This window comes from Streptomyces aurantiacus (genome assembly GCF_027107535.1).
Classification (GTDB): domain Bacteria; phylum Actinomycetota; class Actinomycetes; order Streptomycetales; family Streptomycetaceae; genus Streptomyces.
Genome location: NZ_CP114283.1, coordinates 5,941,063 through 5,964,696 on the forward strand (window position 1 = coordinate 5,941,063; position 23,634 = coordinate 5,964,696).

Consider the following 23,634-nt stretch of genomic DNA (forward strand, 5'->3'; position numbering starts at 1 on the left):
CGCCCGGCCGGTTCCGGTGGCGCCCCGGGAGTGGCGGCGCTCTCGTTCCCGGGGCGAGTGCCCCCGTCGTCCGCGTCCGCGCTGTGATGTCGGCTGCCCATGCTCTTCGTGACCTTCCAACGGCACTCGGAACCACTCGGCTCGCGTATCCAGGCTGCGGCCCGCCACACCTTCCCGCACGCCGGAAGCATGCTTCCCGGGGCGGGCGTACGCGCGGCCGGAAGCGAAAGATCCGATTCGTCCGGGGGTTTCGAAGACCGGCCGTACGGTTTCTATCTGAAACGTCAAGTAATGGCCATAGGTTGCTCGGTTGCACACCCCAACTGTCCCGCCAGCCCCTAGTCTCACCCCCAGGTTCATCCGACGAGGAACACGCGAGCTGAGGGCAATGGAGCCACTTCGTCCCACGGACCCTGAAGAGTTGGGGCCGTACCGTCTTGTCGCACGGCTCGGTTCCGGAGGGATGGGCGAGGTCTTCCTCGCCCGGGACGACCAGGGACAGGCCGTGGCCGTCAAGGCCATCCGCCCGGAACTGGCCGCGAGCAAGGTCTTCCGGATCCGCTTCCGGCGCGAGGTGGAGGCGGCGGCCGCGGTGAGCGGCAGATACACGGCGACCGTTCTCGACGCCGATCCGGACGGCCCCGTACCCTGGCTGGCCACCACGCACATCCTCGGACCGACCCTGGCCGACGCGGTCGAGCAGTACGGGCCGCTGCCACCGAAGTCCGTACTCGCTCTCGGCGCCGGGATCGCGGAGGCACTCATCGCCGTGCACTCCGCGGGACTCGTCCACCGCGATCTCAAACCGTCCAACGTGCTGCTCTCCGCCGAGGGCCCGCGGGTCATCGACTTCGGCATCGTCCGCGCCACCGACGGCTACGAACTCACCCTCTCCGGCGTCCTGCTGGGTTCCCCCCGGTACATGTGCCCCGAGCACGCCACGGGTGACCCGATGGGCCCGGAGGGGGACGTGTTCTGCCTCGGATCGGTCCTGGCGTTCGCCGCCACCGGGAACGCGCCCTTCGACGGTTCCTCGGCGGCCACCCTCCTGTATCAGGTGGTGCACGGCACCCCGGACCTGACCGGTGTACCGGACCCGCTGGACCGGATCATCGGGCTCTGCCTGGACAAGTCCCCGACGGCCCGGCCCACTCCGGACCGGGTGTCGGCGGCGTGCGCACCCGGCGGCGCCGACACGCTGGACTGGGACGGCTGGCTCCCGGAGGCGGTGGCCTCCTCGGTCGGCCGCCGGGCAGCCGCCCTCATGGACCTGGACCTCGGGCTCGCGCCCTCGGCGGATGTGATGGAGCGGGAACCGGCCCACGCCGCCACGGCCGGCTCAGGCCCCGGAGCCGGACCCGCTCCCGGACTCGGCCCGGCCGCCGCCTCCTCCGGTGACGGCCGCACCGGCCCGCGTCTCGCCGTCGACCGGTTCCTCACGGAGCGTCAGAGTCCCCACCGCGTGGTCTTCCCCGAGGAGCCGACGACCGTCCCGAGGCGCGAGCAGCCGCCGGCGCCGGTGACCCACCGCGCACGGCGGCCGCGCGCGTCGCGCCCTTCCCGCCGGACGGTCCTCACGGCAGGCGTCCTCGGCACAGCCGCCCTGGGTTCCGGTATCGCCGCCCTGCTCGACGGACCCGACGACCGCGCGTCAGCGGTCCCGCAGCCCGCCGGTCCGGCGCCGGAACCGCTGTGGACCTACCAGAGCGATCCGCTCGTCGAGGCACCCGCGCTCTTCCACAACGGCACGGCCGTGCTGAAGACGCAGTCGGGCACGCTGGTCTGCCTCGGCCTCGACGACGGCACCCGCCCCCGGTGGACCTACCAGGGCATCAGCCAGTCCCCCACGCCCGCTCTCCTCGTCTCGGACGAGGTCGTCGCGCTCGGCACCGGCGCGACCGTGCTCGGCGTCGATCCGGACACGGGCGCCGAGCGCTTCTCGCTGGACTTCGGAGCGGACTTCCGCTTCGACACCCTGCTCGGCCGGTTCGACGAACGCCGGGTCTCCATCTCCGGTCTGCGCTTCAACCGCGAAGCACGCCCGGACGGCTCGCGGGGGCCGGCCACCTCCACGAACGTCGTCCTCAGCACGGACCTCCGCGCGCGCCGGGCCGACGTCATCCCCATCAGCGAGGAGGACATCGGCCTCGAACTGAGACCGGTCCTCGAATCCCGCCGTTTCATCTACCTCGACGGGCTCCACCGCCTCACGGCCCGTGGCACCGGCAGCGGCGGCGGGGAAGTCCTGTGGCGGCAGCAGATGAACTCCGACTCGGACACGCGCACCGCCCCGGTGCTGCTCGGCGGGACCGTCCTGGCCGTCGACAGCGAACTCCTCGCCGTGGACCTGGAGTCCGGCTCGCCGCGCTGGCGGGCCAGGGAGAAGCGGGGCGGATTCGCCTCCGTCGCCGCCGCGGCCGGCACCGTGTACTGCACCACCAGGAGCCCGCACGGCGTCGCCGCGTTCGACGCCGCCGACGGCTCCGCCCGCTGGTTCCGCGAGACCCCTCCGCTGGACCTGGACAACTCCCTCGTGACGGGCGGCGGCACGGTGTTCGTCACCGCGGCGCACAACAAGGACGGCTTCTACGCGATCGACGGCCGGACGGGCGACCTGCTCTGGAACTTCACCGACGGCCGGAACACCGGCATCAACGACTGGCAGCTCTCCTGCGCCGAGGGCACGGAACCCGGCGCCGGAACCGCGCCGCTGATCGCCCAGCACTTCGACAAGGTGTACGCCCTCCCGATGCCGCAGTCCTGAAGCGGGACCTCAGCGGCGCCCCTCCGTACGGCGCCTGCGCTCCCCCGTCGTCAGCCACCGGCCGCCGCGGTCACCGTGGCCGGGTCCACCCCGGTCAGTTCCACGATGCGGTGCGGCGGCACGCCCGCCGCCAGCGCCCGTCCGATCAGGCCGTCCCGGCCGTCCGCGCAGTCACGAAAAGCCAGCAGTTCCTCTTCCAGTCCGGCGGGCGACTCCGGGACGAGGCGCCGGCGCACACGGCTCAGCTCCTCGTCGCTCAACGGCACCGGCAACCGCTCCGCGCCCTCGGGGACGGCCCCCGTCTCCTCCGGCGGCAGCAACCGCAGTTCCGGCGCGGTGGGTGTGCTCCCTTGCGCATCCAGCCACGCCCGTACCGCCGGAGTCTCCATACAGGCGAGATCACCGACGGCGGCCGGAGGCACCCCGAGCGACACGGCCGGGTCGTCAAGCAGGAACAGGTAGGCGTCGTCGGTCATCCTCGGCTCCTTCTCAACGGGGACTGATCGATCTTCCTCTACCCCACCGCACCCGGATTACCGCCGCCGTCCTGACGAGCCACGGTCACGACCGCGGGGCCAGGGCGCCCACCACCCACGGCATGTGTTTTTGGTGAGTGACGATCAGGACCGGTACGCCGTCGTCCTCGCACTCCAGGACCCAGGCCCGGCCCTCGTACGCGGGGGAGGACGGGTCCGTCCAGTACGGGTGGCGGACGCGGATCGGGGTCAGGGAGCCCGGCACGGACCGGCGGTGGGCCATGCCCGCGTGTCCGGGTGTGCTCGCCAGGTATCCGGCGCCGGCCACCAGGTGGGTGCCGCGGTCCGCATAGGGCACCTCGCCCAGGATCTGCCCCGCGAAGTGCTTCTCCTCCGCGGGAACGGAAGGGGGCACGTCGATGGTCTCGTCTCCGCCCTGACGACGCCACAGAAACACGGCGGCCACGGAGCAGACGGCCACGGTGACCGCGGTGGCCTGCCCGACCAGAAGGAGCGCCGCCCCCATGTCGTCGGTGGCCCACGGGGCGAACCCGCCGACGGCGGCCAGGCAGATGGCGGCCAGGAAGGACAGGCCGAGCTGCCACGGCTGCACTCTCCGCGCGACCCGGGCGCGCCGCGTCAGCCAGTACCAGCACCACAGGAACCCCGTGCCGTACAGGCCGACCGCGAGACCCCAGGCGGCGAAGAGTTTGTAGTCGTCCCGCGGATCCGCGTGCGTGTACTTGCGCCCCGCCTCGAAGTCGACGTACCGGATCTGCCCCCGCCAGTACGTGACCTCGACCCTCGCTCCCGGGTCGGCGGCCGGGGACTTTGCCGGGCTGCCTCCGAGCGTGGTGCCGCTGGTGGTGCCGTCCAACTCGTCGACGTACAACCGGTACGAGGAGGTCTTCCGGCCCTCCACCCGTTCGGTGCGGTCGACGCGCGCGCCGACGGTCCGAAGGCAGTCGCCGGACGCCTCGTCGCCCGGCTCGCACCTGACCGCGGCCTTGAACGCGGTCCCCTCGCTGATCGCGGCGGGCGTGGTGATCAGCAGCAGCCACGCCGCCACCAGCACGCACACCGCGGCGGCGGCTCCGGCGCCGATCACCTGTCCACGGTTCCTCGGACGCGGTAGCTCTGTCTTCGCGGAAGTCACCCGCACATTCTTCTGTGGTGGCCGAGCAACCGTAATGGGCGAAGTGCGCCCTGCGACGGGAGGTTCGTTGCCGGAATCCGGCAGTCGTCAACCGGGCCGCGCACCGGAGTGCGGCCGTCCCCCCGCTGCCAGGTCTCGCCACCGCCGGCCGCCCGGTCATGACGGTCCGTGCCGAGTTTCCCGTTCAAGGCCCGAGGGCACCCGGGGCGCATGAACCAGAGCCCCCGCGCACCGATCATCGACAGCTCACCCGCCCTCCTGGCCCAGGGGTACGGCTGGCTGCCAGGCCGGTGGCAGCGCACCGACGGTCCCGTCGTGCGCGCCCGGCTGATGGGACAGCACGCCGTCGCCCTGCGCGGCCCGCAGGCGGTCCGGTTCTTCTACGACGAACGTCACGTGGAGCGGCGGACGGCGCTTCCGGGCCCGGTGCTGAGCACCCTGTTCGGCCACGGAGCCGTGCACACCCTCGACGGACAGGCCCACCGCCTGCGAAAGGACATGTTCCTCTCCCAGCTCACCGGCCCCGAAGCGGTCGCCGGCCTCGTCGATTCCGTCGCTGCGGTATGGGACGAGACCGTCGGGTCCTGGCCCGGCCGCCCCGGGGTCGTCCTCTTCGACGAAGCGAGCCGGATCCTCACCGGAGGTGTCTGCCGGTGGGCCGGGGTCCCCCTCGACGACGCCTCCGCGGTGGCCCGCGACATGGTCGCCATGGTCGACGGGTTCGCCTCGCCCGGGCCGCGCCACTGGCGGGCGCGCCGTGCACGGGCGCACAGCGAGGCCTGGCTGGAGCGACTGGTCGAGGACATCCGGGAGGGCACCGCCGTCGCACCGGCCGGCTCGGCACTGGATGCGATCGTCCGGCACCGGGACGCGGGCGGACAGGTCCTCGACGCGCGTACCGCCGCGGTCGAACTCCTCAATGTCATCCGTCCGACGGTCGCGGTGTGCTGGTTCGTCGCCTTCGCGGGTCATGCGCTGCATCACCGTCCGGAGGTCCGGGAACGGCTGCGCGAGGGCGATCCCGCGTACGACGTCGCTTTCGCTCACGAACTACGGCGCTTCTACCCCTTCGCGCCCTTCCTCGGCGGCCGGGCCGTCACCGATCTGCGGTGGCGGGAGGAACCGATCCCGGCCGGCACCCTGGTGCTGCTCGACCTGTACGGACAGAACCACGATCCCGGTCTCTGGGAGGAGCCGTACGCCTTCGACCCGCCGCGCTTCCTGGGGCGGCCGCCGCGTCGCGACGAACTCGTTCCGCAGGGCGGCGGGGACCGCGCCGCCGGTCACCGGTGCCCCGGTGAGGACGTGACGGTCGCGCTGCTGGCGGCCCTCGCGCCACGGCTGGCCCGACTGGACTACGACGTGCCCGTACAGGATCTGCGCATCCCGCTGACCCGCATGCCCGCCCGCGTGCGCAGCGGGTTCGTCATGGGCGCCGTGCGGGTGCCCACGTCCGCCCGGGACCCGCAGCGGGCGGCTCCGTGAACACGGGGCCGGGCTCGCGACGCCGTCGAGACGGCTGAGCCTCCGACCAAAAACGGGCGGCTGCCACACATCTGTGCGGCAGCCGCCCGTGCGCGTTCTCTCACGGCAGGGGCCGGTCGGGTCCTGTGCGGGGCCGTCCCGGTCAGGCCCTCACCAGGCCTCGGTTCATCCGGCGTCCGGCGGCCACGGCGGCCCCCGTCAGCGCGGCGGCGACGACCATCCTGCGCATCGCGGTGCGGCGCCGCCCGCCCCAGCCCCCGTGCACCGCACCCTCCCCGGAGGCCGGTACGTGCAGCGCTCCGTGGGTGACCGGAGCCTCCTCGTCGTGGTCCAGATGCCTCTTGTCCGTCTGGCGGGCCATGATGCGCTCCGCCTTCGCGGGCGCCACCCGGGCCTGGCGCACCAGCGCGCGTCCCCCGGGGCCCACCACCACTTCACGACGCGGACGACGGGCGAGGTCCACGACGGCCTTGGCCACCCGCTCGGGAGAGTGGACGGGGGGCATGGCGACCACCTTGCGCCCGGTGAAGTTCGCCGCCTGCTCGAAGTGCGGCGTGTCGACGGTCGCGGGCATCACCGTGCAGACCCGGATGCCCTTCTCCCCCTCCACGCGCAGTTGCTGCCGGAGGCTCGATCCGAGCCCTTGGACGGCGTGCTTGGACATGCTGTACGGGTGGCTGTACGGCTGCGCGACGGCACCCACGACGGACGAGATGTTGATCAGCGTGCCCGAGCCCTGCTCCCGCATCACCGGCAGAGCCGCGCGGGCCCCGTGCACGTAGCCCATCACGTTGACGTCCATGACCCTGCGGAAGTCCTCCAGCGGCACGTCCTCGAGCCGGCCGAAGGCGTTGACGGCCGCGTTGTTGACCCATACGTCGATCCGGCCGAACTCCTCCACGGCCCGCCGTGCCAGGTCCTCGACGGCCTTCACGTCCGTCGTGTCGGTCGGCACCACCAGCGTCCGTGCCCCGCGATGCTTCCCGCACTCCCGTGCTGCCGCCTGCAGCGCTTCCTCGCGGCGCGCGGCCAGAACCACAGCGCAGCCCTTGCGCGCGAAGGCCTCGGCCGTGGCACGGCCGATCCCGCTGGATGCTCCGGTCACCACCACCACGTGATTGCGCAGTCCCATTGCCTACCTCCTCGGATGTACCGGGCCGACGCCTCGGGCCGGCTCCGCCGCGGACGGGTACCCGAAATCGCCGCGTCACCTCTGCCGTCAGCGGCTCGTGTCGTCGTGCAGGACGAGGAGCGCGATGTCGTCGGTCCGCTGCTCGCCGGTGGCGGACCGTGCCAGCAGATCGTCGATGAGCAGGTCGAGGTCCCGGTCGTCCGCGTGGGAGAGATGCCGGGCGAGGCGGGCGATGGAGTCCTCGATGTCGGTCCCCGGGGTCTCGACGAGGCCGTCGGTGTAGAAGAGGAGCATCAGCCCGGCGGTGAGCGGGATCTCGGTCACGGGGAACTCGGCGTCGGGGTCGATCCCCAGGAGCGGCCCGGGCGGGACGTCGAGCGGCCGCGTGGCGCCGTCGGGCAGGCGCAGGAGAGCCGGCGGATGACCCGCGCTGGCCAGCGTCACACGCCGCCGCGCGAAGTCGAGGTGCGCGTAGAGGCAGCTGGTGAACAGGTCGGGGCCCAGGTAGGTGAGGAGCCGGTTGGTTCCGGAGAGGATCTGGCCGGGGGTCGCGCCGCGGGTCGCGTGGGCATGGACGCCGGTACGGACCTGGCCCATCAGGGCGGCGGCGGCCACGTCGTGGCCCTGGACGTCCCCGATGACGGCCGCGGCGGCGGTGTCACCGAGCCGGATCAGGTCGTAGAAGTCTCCGCCGATGTCCATGCCGCGGGTGGCGGGCAGATAGCGGGCGGCGACCCGCAGACCGGTGACCGCGGGGAGGGTGCGGGGAAGCAGTGCCTGCTGGAGACCGTGGGCCAGATCGTGCTTGACGTCGTACAGGCGGGCGCGGTCGAGGGCCTGGGCGACGAGCCCGGCGAGTGACGTCATGACGGCGCGTTCCTCGGCCGGGAACTCGCGGGGGTCGTCGTAGGACAGCACGCAGCAGCCCACCGGCCGCCCGGAGATGATCAGCGGCAGGAAGGCCCAGGCCTGCTTGCCGCTGATCTGCGGAGCCTCGGGATAGATGCGCCTCATCTCGTCGGGGTCCGAGAAGAACGCGGGGATGCCACTGCTGAGAGCGCGCCCGGCCGGTGTGAAGTCGGTGTCGAGGGGCAGGCCGTCGAGTCGCTCGATGGTGTGGGAGGCGTAGCCCCGGTGGCCGTTGATCCTGAGCCGTCCGGCGTCGGCCGTGGACAGGACCAGGCCCTGGGCGCCGAAGGCGGGCATGATCTGGTCGGCGACCAGATCGATGACGTCCTGGACTCCGACGACCTCGGTCAGTGCGGCCGCCAGGTGGGTGAGCTGGTAGAGCTGCCCGGCGCGGGCCGGTATGACGGTGCTCGCGGACCGGCGGGACGCCGGTGAGGGGGGCGGCTGCGCCCCGCTGGGAACGATACGGACGCTGATGCCGCTGGCGTCCGGGTAGAGGTGGAACTCGAGCCACTGGTCCGGGGGGCGGCACGCGGTGAAGGAGACGGGCTCGCGGCTGATCACCGCGGCCCGGTACCGGTCCTCGTAGGTCGGGTCGTCGAGCCAGCGCAGCGACTGCCACGGCAGTGTTCCCAGCAGCCGTCCGGCGTCCTGGCCCAGCAGGTGGCAGGCACCGGAGTCGACGTAGGTGAAGTGTCCCTCCAGGTCCAGGGCGCAACTGCCGCCGGGCAGGCGCTCGACGAAGTCGGCGGCGGCCGACGCCGGACTCGCGGACGTACGGCCGGTCCCGGTGTGCACGACCCGCGGCCCGTCGCCACGGTCCGGAGCCCCGCCGCGTCCGGCGTCCTCCTCCAGCAGCCGGGCCAGGCGGCGGCAGCTGGACTCGATGTGGACCCGCTCCCGCCCGGTCATGTACGGCGGCCGGGTCGCCGGCCACATCAGCAGCAGGGCGCCCCACCGCCGGACGCCGGAGACCGGTGCGGCAACCAGCGCCAGCGGGTACGGAAGGGCCATCGCGGTGCGTGGATAGGAGCGGACGATCTCGTCCTGGCTGCCCAGCCACACCATCCGGCCGTGCCGGACGGCGTCGGCCACCGGGGCCGGTGCCGCCAGCGGCACCCGCGTCCACGGGGCGGCGAACTCCGCCGGAGCACCGCACAGGACGTCCAGGCACAGCACCGGCTCGTCCGGAGCGAGCAGGTAGAGGGCGCCGATGGACGCGCCGGTGCGGCGCACGGTCTCCGCGAACGCGGCGTCCAGTTCGTCGGCGTCGGTGGCCGGATCACCCGTGCTGGTCACGAGGCACCTCCAGCAACGCGGGCCGGATCCCTGATGCCCCGGGCGGACATCAGGTCCCCCGGAGCACGGTGCGACCCCGCCGGACGGACACGGCCACACCCATACGGGACGTTACGCCCATACCGAGCGGTCGGCCCACCTCTCGGCGCAGGCAAGGTGGCCGCAGCCTCTCCGCGGGACGCGGGCACCCGGCCGTCCGGGCACATCGCTCGCGGGGCCGGCCGGATCCGGGGCACGGGCCATGGAGAGGCAGGTCGGCCACTAGAGTGAGCGGTCCATGCCAGAAGGGTCCGGGCCCGGTGCCGTCCAGGCCGGAACCGGTGAAGGAGAAGCGGTGACCCTGCGCGAGGACGATCCGCGGTCTGTCGGCGGCTACCGGATCGAGTCGCGGATCGGCAGCGGCGGCATGGGGGTCGTCTACCTCGGCCGATCGGTCTCGGGCCGGGCCGTGGCCGTCAAGGTCGTGCACACGAGGTACGCGGACAACGCCGAGTTCCGGGCCAGGTTCCGGCAGGAGATCGCGGCCGCCCGCCGGGTCAGCGGTGCGTTCACGGCTCCGGTCGTGGACGCCGACCCGGACGCGGAACGGCCCTGGATGGCCACCACGTTCGTCGCGGGCCGCACGCTCGCCGAGCAGGTCGCCGAATCCGGTCCGCTGGACTGGCCCGCGCTGCGCCGCCTGGGCACCGAACTCGCCGAGGCGCTGCGGGAGATCCATCGCGCGGAGGTCGTCCACCGGGACCTCAAGCCCAGCAACGTGCTGCTGGAGGGCGAGGGCGACGACGGGGTGGTGCGCGTCATCGACTTCGGCATCTCGCGCGCGGCCAGCAGCGATGTCCGTACCCAGACCGGCATGGTGATGGGCTCGCCGCCGTTCATGGCGCCGGAGCAGTTCAGCAGCCCGCGCGAGGTCGGCTCCGCCGTCGACGTGTTCTCGCTCGGCGCGGTGCTCGTGTACGCGGCCACGGGGCGCAGCCCCTTCGAGGCGGAGAACGCCTACCTCGCCGCGTACAACACCGTGCACAGCGAGCCCGAGCTGGGTGAACTGCCCGAGCCCTTGCGCCCGTTGGTGTCGGCCTGCCTGGAGAAGGAGCCCGGCGAGCGGCCGACGTCCGCCGAGGTCCTCGACGCGCTCGCCGTGCTGCCGCGGGAGCTGCCTGACGGAGTGTCCGGTGAGGCCCCGTCCCTGACGCCGGTGACCGTGCGGCCGCAGCTGCAGACCTCGGCCGTCGAGCCGGTCGGGCGGACCGGGCGCAGGCGGCACCGGAAGAAGATGTGGATCGCCCTCGCCGTCGTCATGCTCCTCGGCGTCGCGGGTACGGTCTCGGCGGCCCTGGTGGGCGACACCCCGGCGAGCTCGGTCGGCGCGGCCGATCCGCGTGCCGCGTCCGGCGGTTCGGTGCCGTCCGGCTGGAAGCCGTGGCACAACGAGCTGAAGGCCGGCAAGGACGATCCGTTCGCCATCGGACCGGCGTGCACACCGGACGCGCTCGGCGTCTTCTGCTCGTCCGAAAAGGTCGCGCTGACGCGGCTCAGTCCCGTGACGGGCCGTCTGGACTGGACGAAGCCCATGAGCAAGAAGAAGGTCAGCAGTTTCTCGGTGCGCCCGCCCGACGTCCACGACGGAGTGGTGTTCGTGAACAGCGCCGACCGCACCGAGGGCCTGGACGCCTTCGACGGCAGAACCGGCAGGAGACTGTGGCATCTGGACGGTCCGGTGGGCGCGTTCGCCTACCGGAGCGGCGTCGTCCTCGTACGACTCGACGAGCCCGGACCCTCCCACAACGCGCGCTATGCCGCGTACGAACCGCGCACAGGTGAGGAGTTGTGGCGACGCGAGTTCAGCTCCACCTCGTCGAGCCCGTTCGACGAGGGGCCCGACGGAACGCTCTACGCCGATCTGCGCGGGGGCTCCGGTGGCATCGCCCGCATCGACGCCCGCACGGGCAGGACGCTGAGCACGGTCAAGGCACCCAAGGGTGACCTGTGGCTGGCCACCATCCACGACAGCACGGCGTACTACGCGCAGTGGGAAGGCGACACCGGCGGCTCCGCGGCCTTCTTCGTCCAGGACCTCGACAGTGGCAAGACCCGTCGCGTCGACTTCCCGTGGAGCGTCGAACCGGAGGCGCCGCCGCTGGTGCACGGCGACATCCTGTACGTCTTCGACTACGGCAACGAGACCTTGCTGGCGCTCGACCTGAAGCGCGGGAAGCCGCTGTGGACCAGCTCGCGCGACCTGCGCGTCTTCAGCGAACCCGCCATCCACGACGGCCGGTTGTACGTCAACATGCCGGACACCAGCGTCCTCGCCCTCGATCCGCGCACCGGCGAGGAGATCGGGCGGACCGATCCGTCGTTCGACACGCAGGGCCGTTCCTTCGAGGAGCTGACGCCGAGTTCGACACCGCCGCTGCTGGTGGGCGACGTGCTGTACGGCGTCAGCGGTCCGGGCATCTTCTCGGTGCGCGACGTCCACTGATCCGCCGTCAGAAGGACCGTTGCGGGGCTGCCGCCGCCTCCCGCACCGCGGTTGCCTGGAAGTGGGCTTCGCGCTGCCGGCCGAGGCGTGAAGGGCTGGGCCGGTCGGTGACGGGCACGGCCGCGGGTGTCACGAAGCGGCGCGGGTACCTGTCCGAGGACAGGTACCCGCGCCGCACCGACCTCGTGAACGTCAGAGCCGCTGCCACAGGGCCGGCGTGAGACGGGGCTGCCACACTCCCTGCGCCTGATGCGCCTGCACACACTGGTAGGTGACACCGTCGTAGGTCACGCGCGCTCCGGTCTCGTAGACCTGGCCGGCGGCCCAGCCACTCGTCCGGGCGTCCTCCGGGGCGGGCATGCCGCTCTGCGCCGGGGCGGTCCTGAGTGTCAGACCGAAGGCGCTGAGCAGCGGGTTGACGGGCTGGTAGAAGGTGACTCCGCCGCTCTTGCAGTCGCCCGAGCCCCCGGACGTGACGCCCTGGGCCTGGGCGCCCGAGATGTAGGAGCCGCCGGAGTCACCCGGCTCCGCGCACACGGTCGTACGCGTCACTCCGGCGATGGCACCTTCGGCGTAGCTCACGCTGGTGTTGTACTGCTCGATGGTTCCGCAGTGCCAGCCCGTGGTGGACCCGGACCGGCAGACCGCCGCGCCCACCAGGGCCTGCACCGAACCGGCGACCTGCACGTTCAGGTCGCCCTCGCCCTTGACTGCGGAGGTGGCGTTCCACTCGCTGTTGACGCTCACCCACGACATGTCCTGGCCGGGGAAGACCGAGGCCTGGAAGGTGCCCTGGGCGACCTTGTTGAAGCCGGCGGTCCTGGCCCCGGCCTTTCCGCAGTGCCCGGCGCTGGCGAAGCCCGGCTGGTCGCCCTTGGACACGGAGAAGCCCACGGAGCAGCGGGCCTGTTCGTCGATGTAGTAGGCGTCACCGCCGCGGACATCGTACAGGGGGCGCGGGCGGTCCTCCGACACCTTGACGTCGACCAGCCCCCGGTCGATCCCCGCGGTCGCGACGAGGGTGTCGGCGGCCGCGCTGCTCGTCGCCTGCACCGTCACCCGGTTGGTCCGCACGTCGACGTAGCGAACCGGTGTGTCGAGGGCCCTGCCCGCGGTGGCGTCCAGTTTCGCCTTGGCGGCCTCCAGGTCCCCCATCGCGTTCTTGACGACCACCGCCTTCGCTCCGCCCGCCGTGATGGCAGAGACGTCCGCGGCATCGGTGGTCGCGACGGTCAGGTCGGCCGAGGTCGTGCCGTGCACCCATGCACCCGCGAAGCGCTTGCCCAGGACGTTCTGGAGCCGGCCGGCCCGGGTGCCGGCCTCCGCCTCGTTCACCAGTCGTGCCTTGGCCTGTGCACCCGTCAGCCGCAGGTCACGCCGCAGCGCGCGCAGGACGGTCGCGGACGGCCTGTCGGCACCGAGGGTCTCGGCCGAGGAGGGTGCCGGCGCGGGCGCGGGGGGCTCGACGGCCGCGGCCCCCGGCAGCCCGGTGAGGACGAGTGCGCCGAGCGCGGTGAGAGCGGCACAGGCAGCTCTGCCCAGGTGTCTGTGGGCCATCGGGGGGACTCCTCGGTGTTGGTGTCAGCAGGCGTCGAGAACCTAGACCTTGCCGACATGGGCGCAGAAAATGTCCGCTTCCTTCCGGTTCCGCGCTTCGGAGGACCTGGAGGGCCCGCCCGGCGCAGTACCGGATGCCGACGCACCGCAACACCAGGTACCGATGTCCTTCGACGGGTCGGAAGCAGGGTGCCGGTGAGGAGGCCGGCCCTCGTCAGACGCGCTCGATACCCGGGGTGCCCGCCTCGGTGACGAAGGACGCGGCCGTCGTGATCGGTGCGCCCGGCGTCGTCACGGCGGAGACGGTTCTGAAGTCGGCCCGGGCCGTCCGGCGGTCCAGCGCGACCCTCACGTAGCCGCGCTGCCCGTCGTAGAACTTCAGGTGCGGGTTGGCCTTGAGGTACGTGTCCCAGTTGGAGGGCCTGGCCACGCCGTCCCCGCCGCTGGCCACCGAGGTGGCGACGAACTCCGTGCCCAGCGTCGCGGACGCCGGATCGTCGAAGTCCTCCTTGATGTCGAAGGCGTACCCGACGTGCACGTCCCCCGTCATGACCACCAGGTTCTCGACCCCGGCCGCCTTCGCGCCGTCGAGGACCCGGCGCCGCGAGGCCCGGTAGCCGTCCCAGGCGTCCATGGACATCTTCGCCTCGGCGCCGAGGTCGAGTTTGCGCTGCGAGAAGCACACCTGCTGCGCCATGACGTTCCACAGGACCTGCGAGGCACCCCAGCCGTCGATCAGCCAGCTCTCCTGCGCCGCGCCGGTGAGGGTGCGTGCCGGGTCGTCCGACTCGGCGCCGGGTACGTGTTTGGTGTCCCGGTACGCCTGGTCCGAGCGGTACTGGCGGGTGTCCAGGACGTCGAACTGCGCCAGTGAGCCCCACTGGAGCCGTCGGTAGAGCCGCATGTCCGCGCCGCTGGGCATCTGCGCGCTGCGCAGGGGCTGGTTCTCCCAGTGCGCCCGGTAGGCGGCGGCGCGCCGCAGCAGGAACTCCTGCGGCGGGTCGTTGTTCTCGCTGATGTCGCCCGCGTAGTTGTTCTCGGTCTCGTGGTCGTCCCAGGTGACGACGAAGGGATGTCGCGCGTGGGCCGCCCGCAGGTCCGGATCGCTCTTGTAGAGGGCGTAGCGCAGGCGGTAGTCCTCGAGTGTCATGACTTCGCGGTTGAAGAAGTCGGGCAGCTCGCGGTCCGTGTAGTGGCGCGCGCCACCCGCGGAGTTCACGGCGTATTCGTAGAGGTAGTCGCCGAGGTGGAAGACCACGTCCACGTCGTCCTGGGCGAGATGGCGGTGCACCGTGAAGTACCCGTCGTGGTAGGCCTGGCAGGCCACGGCCGCGTAGGTGAGCTTCGCGGCGGCGGAAGCGGTGGCGGGTGCCGTGCGCGTACGGCCGGTCTCGCTGATCCAGGCCCCGGTCCTGAAGCGGTAGTAGTAGACACGGTCGGGTTCGAGGCCGTCGACCTCGATGTGCAGGCTGTGGTTGTACTCGGGATGGGCGATGGTGGTGCCGCTGCGGACAGGCAGGCTGAAGCGCTCGTCGGAGGCCACCTCCCACTCGACGACGACGTACTGCTCGGGCAGGCCTCCGCCCGGCTCGTACGGGACGGGCGCGAGCCGGGTCCACAGCAGTACGGAGCCTGGCAGTGGGTCTCCGGAGGCGATGCCGAGCGTGAAGGGATCGCTGGGAATCCTCGCCGCGTCGAGTTCGGCCACGCCCGAGGCTCCCCGCGCCGGCAGGTTGGTGCTGAAGGCGAGGGCGGCGGCCGCGGCGGTGACCGTGAGGAAGCGGCGGCGCCCGAAATGCCGTGCGGCGGCCCGTGATTCGCAGTCGTGCCGTGAAGAGGTGTCCGACGTCAGCGCTCTGCGACGGCCTGCCGGGGTCATGGCGGCCTCCTCTCGCGGTTGATGACACAAGGGGACCCACGAGCTACGAGCGGCGGGGCCACAGGAAGTGGATCACCGCATGCTAAACAGATAAAGTTCACAATTCCGGCAGGCGCGGGGGCCCGGAGACGTCCATGCCCCTCGGTGCGACTCACGTGTTCGCGCCGGCCGAGTGCCGGCGAGCGCGTGCGAGACTCGGCCCATGACTGTCCTGGCCCACCTGCGCAAGTCCGCGCTCGCCCTCCCGGAGGTCGAGGAGGGAGGCCGCTTCGGCAGGGTCGCGTTCTCGGTCCGGGGCAGGGGCTTCGTCTCCATGGACAACGACGGCCATGTGCGGCTGCGTCTGCCGCACGACGAGGCGGCCGCCGCCGCGGCCGCACACCCGACCGGCGAACTCCTGGTCCTGGCGGGCACCCGGATCGGCTTCCGCGTCCCGTTGGCCGACATCGACGGCAAGGACCTCAACGCCCTGGTCCGCGCGTCGTGGTCCAGCCGCGCCCCCGAACGGCTCGCGGCGGCGCTCGCTGCCGCGGAGGCCTCGGCCGACGATCCCGACGGCGACCTGCCCGCCGGAATCGGCAGGCCGGCCACCCAGGCGCTGTTCGGCGCGGGTCTCACCACGCTCGAACTGGTGGCGCAGCACACGAAATCCGAGCTTCTGGCGCTCCACGGCGTCGGCCCGAAGGCCGTGCGCATCCTGTCGGAGGCGCTGGAGCAGCGAGGGCTCGCCCTGCGTGCGTGATGCTCCGTCCCGGGCCGTGGCGCCCCGATGTGCCGGCGCCCTTGTGTGCTGATGTCCGGCGCGCCGGGTGACGCCCGCGCGAAGTGCGAGTCGTGGGTCGGACGGGTCGCGGCCGGCGTTCGCGATGTCGACGGTCCGCGTCCGTTGTCACCCGCAGCAGGGCGGGTAGTCGTGACGACATGAAAACGCCCCCGCACTTCACACTGTCCTCGACGGTGCTCGACGCACCGGATGCCCGGGAGTTGGCGACGTTCTACCAGGGCCTGTTCGGCTGGCCCGCGGAGGAGGACGAGCCCGGCTGGGTCAGGCTCGTCCCGCCGGGCGGCGGAGCGGGCCTGTCCTTCCAGACCGAGCCGCGCTTCGTCCGTCCGCGGTGGCCGTCCACGGCGGAGGAGCAGCAGATGATGCTTCATGTGGACATCCAGGTGGACGACCTGCCGGCGGCGGTCACGCGCGCCACCGCCCTGGGTGCGACCCTGGCCGACGTGCAGCCCCAGGACGACGTCCGGGTCCTGTTCGACCCCGCGGGCCACCCTTTCTGTCTGTTCGTGCGCGCCTGAGCCGAGGGTGGGCGCGAAATGAGGTTGCCGGGCCCTTGGAGTCATGACTAGCGTCGCCCGCGCGAAGGTCTCGTGATCACTGTGTGGCAGGGGAGGTTGATGAATATGGCTGCCGTCGGCCGTGTTCCGCATGCCCTTGTCCGGTCCGTGCGCCGTTGAGCGTGGGCCGGGTCGTACGAACGACCAGGAGTGTCACGTGTCTTCTTCTCCCTCTTCCTCCTTCTCATCGACCGGCGCGGATCAGCTCGTCACCGATCGCCTCGTCCTGAGGTCGTGGTCCACCACCGAGGCCGCTGCCGTCCTGCGGGGCGGCCGACTCCCCCACTGGGCCGAGGACTTCCCCGCGGAAGGCGACCGGGTGATCGTCGGCCTCTTCGCGGAGCACGAGGAGTGGCTCGGCGAGTTCGGTCACCGACAGGTCGTCGAGCGCGAGAGCGGTCTGGTGGTCGGCTCGATCGGCCTGTTCTGGCCGCCCGCCGACGGTGAGATCGAGATCGGCTACGGGATCGTGGCCACCCGGCGCGGTCGCGGTTACGCCTCCGAGGCCATCCGTGCCCTGACGGAGTTCGCGCTCACCGCGGCAGGGGTGCACGCCGTGCACGCCACCGTGGAGCCGTCCAACCCGTCCTCGGTCCGCGTGCTGGAGAAGGCCGGTTTCCAACGGGTCGCTTCCGAGGAGTACCTGCACCGGTTCCGGGCGACCGAGGCGGATCTGACGCAGCGGTAGGCCCCTGCGCCGACGAGGGGCCGGTGCCCCGCCGGGTTCGTCACCCGGCGGGCCACCGGCCCCCTTCGCCGTCCACGGCTGGAGTGCTAGACACGCTCCAGCGGACGGTGTGGGCCGGTGGGAGGTTCGACGCCGACAGTGTCACCGGGCCGGACGGTCCCCCCTGTCCGGACCACGCTCATGATCCCGGACTTGAAGGCGAAGTCACCTGTCGTGGCGTCGAGTTCGAAGACCTCCTTCAGCAGGCCCCGCTGGAACACGTCGATCTTCGAGCACGGGTTACGCAGGCCCGTCACCTCGACGACAGCCTCCTCGCCGAGGTGCAGCAGCGCGCCGGTGGGCAGGCCGAGCAGGTCGATCCCCCGCGTGGAGATGTTCTCGCCGAGCTGACCGGCAGTGACGGTGAAGCCCTTCGCGGCGAGGTCGTCGAAGAGTTCCTCGTGCATGAGGTGCACCTGGCGCAGGTTGGGCAGATCCGGTTCGTACGTCATGCGGAACTGGTGCTTGATGGTCTCCCCCGCGTGGACGTCGTCCTCGACCCCGAGGCCGGCGATAAGTGTGATGCTCGTACGGTTCGGCTTGCCGAAGGAGTACGTCCTGTTCCGGCTCACAGCCGTGACCTGCGCCATCGTGATGTCCACTCCCCTTGACCCGTGCTTCCTCGAACCTGTCGGGCGCAGGGAGTCGGTGCCGGGAGACCGGCGTCCCGGTGGTACCGCGTCGGACGGCTCACCGAGTGGCCCGGAGTCCGAACTTCCGTTTGCCGTCGACATTTTGACCGGTTGCTGTACACAACGCGGGGTACGCGGAATCACCGTACAAGCACGCATGGAAGTGCGGGCACGAGTGGAAGGGGAGACGAGTCGTGACACCGCGAGACAGCACACCGCAGCCGTCCGAGCTGGGCACCCTCGAACGCGGGACCAAGCAACGCGGGCAACTGCGCGTCCGGCTCCTGGACATCGCATGGACCGCGCTCTTCACCGTCCTGGCCCTGTGGGCCGTGTGGAGCGCCTACGGCACCGTGAGTGGAACCGGCGACTGGGTCTACAGCGCCGTGGCCTGGGTCCTCCTCGCCATCGCCCTGACCTTGCGCCTCACGGCAGTCCGCCGGCGGACCCGTCTCTGACCGAAGACAGGAGTGACAGAGCATGGACCGCGTCAACGCCTTTCTCGGCAAACACCTGTGGCTGCAGTTCGCGCTGTCGATCCTGTGCGCCGCCGCCCTGGTCATGCTCCTGTTCCCGGGCTCGTCGGCGGCCTCGGTCGTGGTGCGTACGGCTCTCACGTCGACCGGAGGCATCGCTGTCGTCCTCGTCGCACGGCGCAGGGAGAAGCGTGCCGCCGGCAGCACGGACAGTCTTGTCGTGCTGGACCGGAAACTGCGCAAGGGTGACGTGCCCGTCGACCCGGCGCAGCGCGAGGCCATGCGCAATCTGGTCGACCAGCGCCTGCACCGCACGCGTCACCGTGTGGCGGCGCTGGCCTTCCTCGCTGCCCTCTTCTGTTCCGTGACAGTCCTGACGGCCCTGACCGCGGGAACCCGCGAGACCATCGGCTTCGCGCTGTTCACCGTGGTCTTCCTCGGTTGGAGCATCGTGAACAGCACCAGCCAGCACCGTCGGCTGCGCACCATGGACGCGGCCCTGACGGCCGACGGCCGGGCCCGGCGGCCGCTACCGCAGCGGTAGCCGTCGCGGGGGCCGCGCTCGCGGGGATCCGCGGCTACGCCTGCGTCGGGGCCTCGGCCTCCGGTTCGTCGACGCTGCCGGACATGATGGTCCGGATGTGTTCGCTGATGTGCAGGGCGGGCCGGTCCCACCAGGCGACAGCCAGGAGCCGCGCGAGGTCCTCGTCGCTGTAGCGACGGCGCAGGAGTCCGGCCGGGTTGCCGCCGACGATGCCGTGGTCGGGCACGTCGTCGACCACGACGGTCCCGGAGGCGATGACGGCTCCATGACCGATACGGACGCCGGGTATGCCCAAGGCCCACAGGGAGTGCGACGGCCCGTGGAAGGGCGGTACCCGCTTCGGCGCCGGGCGGGAGGGCACCTGGTCGGTCACCTCGTCGGCCGCGGCGCCTCCCCGGAGGTCAGCCGTTCGTTCTCACCGCCGCGTCGAGGACGGGACCAAGTTCTCCGGCAACGGTCGTCAGCGCGCGGACGTCCCGCTCGGCCCGGGCGATGAGGATCGCCCCCTCCAGGGCACTGATCATGAGCGTGGCGAGCGCGGCGGCCCGGTCTTCGGGCACGCCCATGTCCGTCAGCGCACGGGCCACCGGACCGGTCCAGGCGGCGAACGCGGCGGCTACGGCCTCCCGCGTGGATTCGACGGACTGCGCGCAGTCGACCGTGGCAGCGACCACGGGACAGCCACGGTCGAACCCGTCGGTCTCGTACTCCTCGGTCCACTGACGCACCATCGCCGCGAACAGTCCGCTCGGCACCGGATCGGGCAGCGCGGCCAGAAATCGGGCGACGCGATTGCCCGCGTATCGTCCCGCCCAGTCCACGGCCTCGTTGACGAGCTGTTCCTTGCCGCCGGGGAAGTAGTGCTGCAGGGACCCCCGCGGTGCCTTCGCGTGCGTGGCGACCTCGCGCATCCCCGTGGACGTCACCCCGTCACGCCGGATGAGCTGGGCCGCGCTGAAGACCATCCGTTCGCGCGGCCCGTGCCCGGACGTCTCTGCCGCTGTCATCCTCGACCTCCACCGCCGTCCGGGAACTTCCCGCCACACCACCCTATGACCGTCGTCATAGGTGCAGCTACTATGACCGCTGTCATAGCCGGTCTCCGATTCGACCTCTACCGCGGCCCGGTCCGGGTCCTGGTCCTGGTCCTGGTCTTGAACGCATCCCGGTTCCTGCGCCGATCCCAACCCGGCCCCGGTTCGGACAAGGTGGTACAGCGTGTACGTGGGATTCGTCGGTCTCGGAGTCATGGGACAGCCCATGGCACTCAACCTCGCGCGCGCCGGGACGCCCCTCGTCGTGTGGAACCGCACCCCCGGCCGGTGCGAGCCCCTGCGCCTCGCCGGAGCCGAGGTCGCGGCGAGCCCCGCCGAGGTCTTCGACAGAGCCGGCACGGTGATCCTCATGCTGGCCGACGAGAGGGCGATCGACACGGTCCTCCGACGCGGCACCCCCGACTTCGCCGCACACGTCGCGGATCACACCGTCGTCCACATGGGCACGACCTCGCCCGAGTACTCCGCCGGTCTTCAGGACGACATCAAAGCCGCGGGCGGCCGGTACGTGGAGGCTCCGGTCTCCGGTTCGCGGGTACCGGCCGAACAGGGCGAGCTGGTGGGGATGCTGGCGGGTGACTCCGCCGCCGTGGAAGCCGTACGGCCCCTGCTCGCCCCCGTGTGCCGGCAGACGTTCGCCTGCGGGCCGGTACCGGACGCGCTGCTGATGAAACTCTCCGTGAACCTGTTCCTGATCACACTGGTGACAGGGCTGGCCGAGGCGTTCCACTTCGCCGACCGGCACGGCCTCGACCGGCGTCTGCTCGGGGAGGTGCTGGACGCGGGCCCCATGGCCAGCGCCGTGTCCCGGATGAAGGCGCCGAAACTGCTCGCCCGTGACTTCACCGTCCAGGCCGCCGCCGCGGACGTCCTGAAGAACAACCGGCTCATCGCCGAAGCCGCCCGCACGGCGGGCCTCGCCTCCCCGCTGCTCGACATCTGCCACACCCTCTTCGACGAGACCGTCGAGCGGGGGCACGGTGGTGAGGACATGGTGGCCGTACTCCACGCGCTGGAAGCCCGGACCGGCGGCGCACGTCTCGCCGGCACACCCGACAGCTGAACGGCTCGCGTGTTCCTGCGCGCCCGCACGACCGGCGCGGGGGTGCAGCCGTCCTGCTCAATGCCCGCGGAACGCCTCCTCCAGCCACCAGGCTCCCCGGTCCGCGACGACCTTCACGTCGATGAGCAGGGGTGCGGACCGCGGCCCGGCTAGCCAGTCCTCGACGGCCCGCAGATCGGCCCGGGTCCGCACGGTCACCGCTTCGAAGCCGTGGCCCCGGGCCACCGCGGCGATGTCCGTCGGCGGGAACTCGACCGTCGCGAGCGGATATCCGTCCGGACCGAAGTGGTGCACCTCCGCGCCGTAGGCGTCGTCGTTGTACACGACCACGACCATCGGCAGACCGAGCCTGCGCACCGTGTCCAGTTCCGCGGCGCCCATCATGGCTCCGCCGTCCCCGAGCGCCGCCACGGCGAGCCGGTCCGGCCGCGCCAGGGCCGCGCCGATCGCGGTGGCCAGTCCCAGCCCGATCGACTGGAACGCCTGGGTGAAGCACAGGCCGTTCTCGTCCGGCACCGACAGGAACATGCTCGGATAGCCCATGAAGTTGCCCGAGTCCACGCCGATGACACGCTCCGCGGGAAGGAGGTCGTCGAGCGCGATGCTCAGCGTTCGCGGGTCGATCCGCTCGCGGGTGCTCATGTCGTCGTACGGGACATCCCGCCAGCGCACACGCGCGGCGATGGCCTCGGCCGTGCCGGCGGTCCGGTAGCCCTGCCGCGGCTCGCCACCCGTCTCCAGCGCACGCCGCGCGGTGCGTTCCACGTCGCCGGTGACCTCGACCCCCGCCTCGCGGTGCGCACCGAGCGCCGACGCGTCGTCGTCGACCTGCACCACGGTCGTGTCCGCACCGATCAGGCGGCCGTGCCGCATCGTCCACATGTTCAGGGCGCAGCCCCAGCCGACGATCACGTCCGCGGCCCCGATCAGCTCGGCCGCCAGCGGCGACGAGAACCCTCCGGACACGTCGAGCGACCACGGACTGCCGTGGAACAGGCCACGCGCCACGGCCGAGGTCGCCAGCAGCGCCCCGTGGCGTTCGGCGAGAGCTTCGAGAGCGGCCCGTCCACCCGGCGAGCGTGATCCCCGGCCGGCGACGAACACCGGCCGCCGCGCCCGTTCGAGCACCCGCACCAGCGCCGCCACGTCGTCCGCCGACGGCTCGACCGCCGGCCGTTCCGACGGCGGCCCGGCCTGCGCCGGGAAGCCCTCGGGCAGGTCCAGGGCCTGTACGCCCAGGGGAAGGTTGAGCAGTACGGTGCGCCGCTCGTGCAGGGCTCGTTCCACCGCGGCGCGGGCCTGCCCCACCGCGAGTTCGGCCGAGGTGATCCGTAGCGGGACCGCGCCCACCGCTCGCGCCAGCGCCTCCTGGTCGATGTGGAAGTTGGATCGGGGCTCGGTCACCTCGGCGGCGAGAACCAGGAGCGGGGTACGGCTCTTGGCCGCCTCGGCGACGCCCGTCATGGCGTTCGTCAGGCCCGGGCCCTGATGGACGCTCAGCGCGGCCAGGGTGCCGCTCGTGCGCGCGTAGGCGTCGGCCATCGTGGCCGCACCGCCTTCATGGCGCGCGGCGACGAAGCGCGCGCCCGCCGCGACCATGGCGTTGGTCAGATGGAAGTTGCCCGATCCGACGACGCCGAAGACGTGACCGACCCCGGCCGAGCACAACGCCCGGCCGACGGCCTCCGCGACCTTCACGAGCGTTCGACCAGCGCGAGCACCCGTGCGGGAGACCCCGAGCCGGAGACGATGGGAAGCGGTCCGGCGACGACGACACTGCCGGTCGGGGGCAGCACCGCGAGGTTCCGCAGCTGGGTCAGTCCGTACTTGTCGCTGCCCATCAGGTAGGAGTGGCACGGGAAGGCCGGATCGAAGGAGTGGCCGCGTCCGGCGTCGGTGCCCACCGTCTCGACACCGAGGCCGAGCACGGGGGACTCCTCGGCGACCCAGCGGGCACACTCCGCTGACAGGCCGGGCGTGTGCGGGCCGTCGCCGTCCGCGTTCAGAAACGCCTCCTGCGCGTGCGAGCGGGCGTCCCAGCCGGTACGCAGCATCAGCCAGCCGCCGTCGGGCAGCGGCCCGTTCTCCGCCTCCCAGGCCCGCACGTGCTCCACCTCCACCAGGAAGTCAGGGTCCTCCGCCGCCTGCGCGGTGAAGTCCAGCACGGCGGCCGGCGCGATCAGGCGGCTCGCCGGCACGGAGGCCACATCGCCGAGGTCCTTGCCGGTCACCCAGTGGTTCGGGGCGTCGAAGTGGGTACCGGTGTGCTCGCCGCTGCGGAAGTTGTTCCAGTACCAGGCCGGCCCGCGGTCGTCGTACCTGCTGATCTCCTCCAGCTCGAAGACCGCCGTCTGGCCGAACTCGGGCGGCAGTTGGATGACCGGGGTCGACGACGACAGCGGCGACGTGAGGTCGACGATCTCGATGGACCCTCCTCGCAGCCCGGACACCAGCGCGGCGAGGACGGACGGCTCGGTCATGGCGCCTCCTGAGACGGTGGGAGAACTGACAGCATGCCAGCCCGATATGACGGCCGCTCAGATGAATGCGCTGATGTCGGTACAGGTATGCAGCTACGAAACCGGCGTGGGGGGACGAAGCAGGCATGCCACCGCGGCGGGTCCGCGCGCCGACGCGCCACCGCGGTGGGTGGCGCG

The 23,634-nt window shown here is 71.8% G+C and carries 19 protein-coding genes and 1 pseudogene; 9 read left to right on the forward strand and 11 right to left on the reverse strand.

Annotated features, from left to right (window positions below):
- The first annotated feature begins 421 nt into the window (after positions 1-421).
- Entirely contained in the window at positions 422-2,764 is a 2,343-nt protein-coding gene (locus O1Q96_RS28650; protein ID WP_269250901.1) for a protein kinase domain-containing protein, read from the forward strand.
- 50 nt (positions 2,765-2,814) lie between these two features.
- On the opposite strand, the gene O1Q96_RS28655 is transcribed toward O1Q96_RS28650, so the two are convergent.
- Positions 2,815-3,240 (reverse strand): DUF6003 family protein, encoded by a 426-nt coding sequence (locus tag O1Q96_RS28655; RefSeq protein WP_269250902.1) that lies wholly within the window; start codon positions 3,238-3,240, stop codon positions 2,815-2,817.
- A gap of 85 nt (positions 3,241-3,325) precedes the next feature.
- On the reverse strand, positions 3,326-4,348 hold the full coding sequence (locus O1Q96_RS28660; protein ID WP_269250903.1) for a hypothetical protein: 1,023 nt from the start codon (positions 4,346-4,348) through the stop codon (positions 3,326-3,328).
- Positions 4,349-4,606: 258 nt separating this feature from the next.
- Between O1Q96_RS28660 and O1Q96_RS28665 the strand changes: the two genes are divergently transcribed.
- Complete coding sequence (locus O1Q96_RS28665; RefSeq protein WP_269250904.1) at positions 4,607-5,881, forward strand: cytochrome P450; 1,275 nt, start codon at positions 4,607-4,609, stop codon at positions 5,879-5,881.
- 142 nt (positions 5,882-6,023) lie between these two features.
- Here O1Q96_RS28665 and O1Q96_RS28670 read toward each other — a convergent pair whose 3' ends face one another.
- Both O1Q96_RS28670 and O1Q96_RS28675 read right to left on the reverse strand, forming a co-directional pair.
- Complete coding sequence (locus O1Q96_RS28670) at positions 6,024-7,013, reverse strand: SDR family oxidoreductase (RefSeq protein ID WP_269250905.1); 990 nt, start codon at positions 7,011-7,013, stop codon at positions 6,024-6,026.
- Between the two features lie 87 nt (positions 7,014-7,100).
- Positions 7,101-9,221 carry a SpoIIE family protein phosphatase gene (locus tag O1Q96_RS28675; RefSeq protein WP_269250906.1) on the reverse strand — a complete coding sequence of 707 codons (2,121 nt, stop codon included), beginning with the start codon at positions 9,219-9,221 and terminating at the stop codon, positions 7,101-7,103.
- Positions 9,222-9,498: 277 nt separating this feature from the next.
- Here O1Q96_RS28675 and O1Q96_RS28680 point away from each other — a divergent pair, with 277 nt between their 5' ends.
- Positions 9,499-11,703, forward strand: coding sequence for a serine/threonine-protein kinase (locus O1Q96_RS28680; protein ID WP_269250907.1), 2,205 nt, complete (start codon positions 9,499-9,501; stop codon positions 11,701-11,703).
- Positions 11,704-11,895: 192 nt separating this feature from the next.
- Here O1Q96_RS28680 and O1Q96_RS28685 read toward each other — a convergent pair whose 3' ends face one another.
- On the reverse strand, positions 11,896-13,260 hold the full coding sequence (locus tag O1Q96_RS28685) for an alpha-lytic protease prodomain-containing protein (protein WP_269250908.1): 1,365 nt from the start codon (positions 13,258-13,260) through the stop codon (positions 11,896-11,898).
- Between the two features lie 214 nt (positions 13,261-13,474).
- On the reverse strand, positions 13,475-15,139 hold the full coding sequence (locus O1Q96_RS28690) for an alkaline phosphatase D family protein (RefSeq protein WP_269250909.1): 1,665 nt from the start codon (positions 15,137-15,139) through the stop codon (positions 13,475-13,477).
- 202 nt (positions 15,140-15,341) lie between these two features.
- Here O1Q96_RS28690 and O1Q96_RS28695 point away from each other — a divergent pair, with 202 nt between their 5' ends.
- The 3 genes from O1Q96_RS28695 (at position 15,342) to O1Q96_RS28705 (ending at position 17,168) form a co-directional block, all read left to right on the forward strand.
- Positions 15,342-15,881, forward strand: a complete 540-nt coding sequence (locus tag O1Q96_RS28695) for a helix-hairpin-helix domain-containing protein (RefSeq protein ID WP_269250910.1) — start codon at positions 15,342-15,344, stop codon at positions 15,879-15,881.
- A 179-nt stretch (positions 15,882-16,060) separates the two neighbouring features.
- Positions 16,061-16,441: a VOC family protein gene (locus O1Q96_RS28700; RefSeq protein WP_269250911.1), complete on the forward strand. Its 381-nt coding sequence runs from the start codon at positions 16,061-16,063 to the stop codon at positions 16,439-16,441.
- Positions 16,442-16,637: 196 nt separating this feature from the next.
- On the forward strand, positions 16,638-17,168 hold the full coding sequence (locus O1Q96_RS28705; protein WP_269250912.1) for a GNAT family N-acetyltransferase: 531 nt from the start codon (positions 16,638-16,640) through the stop codon (positions 17,166-17,168).
- Between the two features lie 86 nt (positions 17,169-17,254).
- Here O1Q96_RS28705 and O1Q96_RS28710 read toward each other — a convergent pair whose 3' ends face one another.
- Entirely contained in the window at positions 17,255-17,797 is a 543-nt protein-coding gene (locus O1Q96_RS28710) for an MOSC domain-containing protein (RefSeq protein WP_269250913.1), read from the reverse strand.
- A gap of 236 nt (positions 17,798-18,033) precedes the next feature.
- Here O1Q96_RS28710 and O1Q96_RS28715 point away from each other — a divergent pair, with 236 nt between their 5' ends.
- Complete coding sequence (locus tag O1Q96_RS28715; RefSeq protein WP_269250914.1) at positions 18,034-18,297, forward strand: hypothetical protein; 264 nt, start codon at positions 18,034-18,036, stop codon at positions 18,295-18,297.
- Between the two features lie 22 nt (positions 18,298-18,319).
- Positions 18,320-18,859, forward strand: a complete 540-nt coding sequence (locus O1Q96_RS28720) for a hypothetical protein (protein WP_269250915.1) — start codon at positions 18,320-18,322, stop codon at positions 18,857-18,859.
- 34 nt (positions 18,860-18,893) lie between these two features.
- On the opposite strand, the pseudogene O1Q96_RS28725 reads toward O1Q96_RS28720, so the two are convergent.
- Together O1Q96_RS28725 and O1Q96_RS28730 are read right to left on the reverse strand one after the other, a co-directional pair.
- Positions 18,894-19,148 (reverse strand): annotated as a pseudogene (locus tag O1Q96_RS28725) (LbetaH domain-containing protein); the annotation flags it as partial.
- 112 nt (positions 19,149-19,260) lie between these two features.
- A complete protein-coding gene (locus O1Q96_RS28730) occupies positions 19,261-19,866 on the reverse strand; it encodes a TetR/AcrR family transcriptional regulator (RefSeq protein ID WP_269250916.1) in 606 nt (201 codons plus the stop codon).
- 211 nt (positions 19,867-20,077) lie between these two features.
- Between O1Q96_RS28730 and O1Q96_RS28735 the strand changes: the two genes are divergently transcribed.
- A complete protein-coding gene (locus O1Q96_RS28735; protein WP_269250917.1) occupies positions 20,078-20,977 on the forward strand; it encodes an NAD(P)-dependent oxidoreductase in 900 nt (299 codons plus the stop codon).
- Between the two features lie 57 nt (positions 20,978-21,034).
- On the opposite strand, the gene O1Q96_RS28740 is transcribed toward O1Q96_RS28735, so the two are convergent.
- Positions 21,035-22,675, reverse strand: a complete 1,641-nt coding sequence (locus O1Q96_RS28740) for a thiamine pyrophosphate-binding protein (RefSeq protein ID WP_269250918.1) — start codon at positions 22,673-22,675, stop codon at positions 21,035-21,037.
- On the reverse strand, positions 22,672-23,457 hold the full coding sequence (locus tag O1Q96_RS28745; RefSeq protein WP_269250919.1) for a cyclase family protein: 786 nt from the start codon (positions 23,455-23,457) through the stop codon (positions 22,672-22,674). Before O1Q96_RS28745 ends, O1Q96_RS28740 begins: the two co-directional genes overlap by 4 nt.
- Positions 23,458-23,634: the final 177 nt, after the last annotated feature.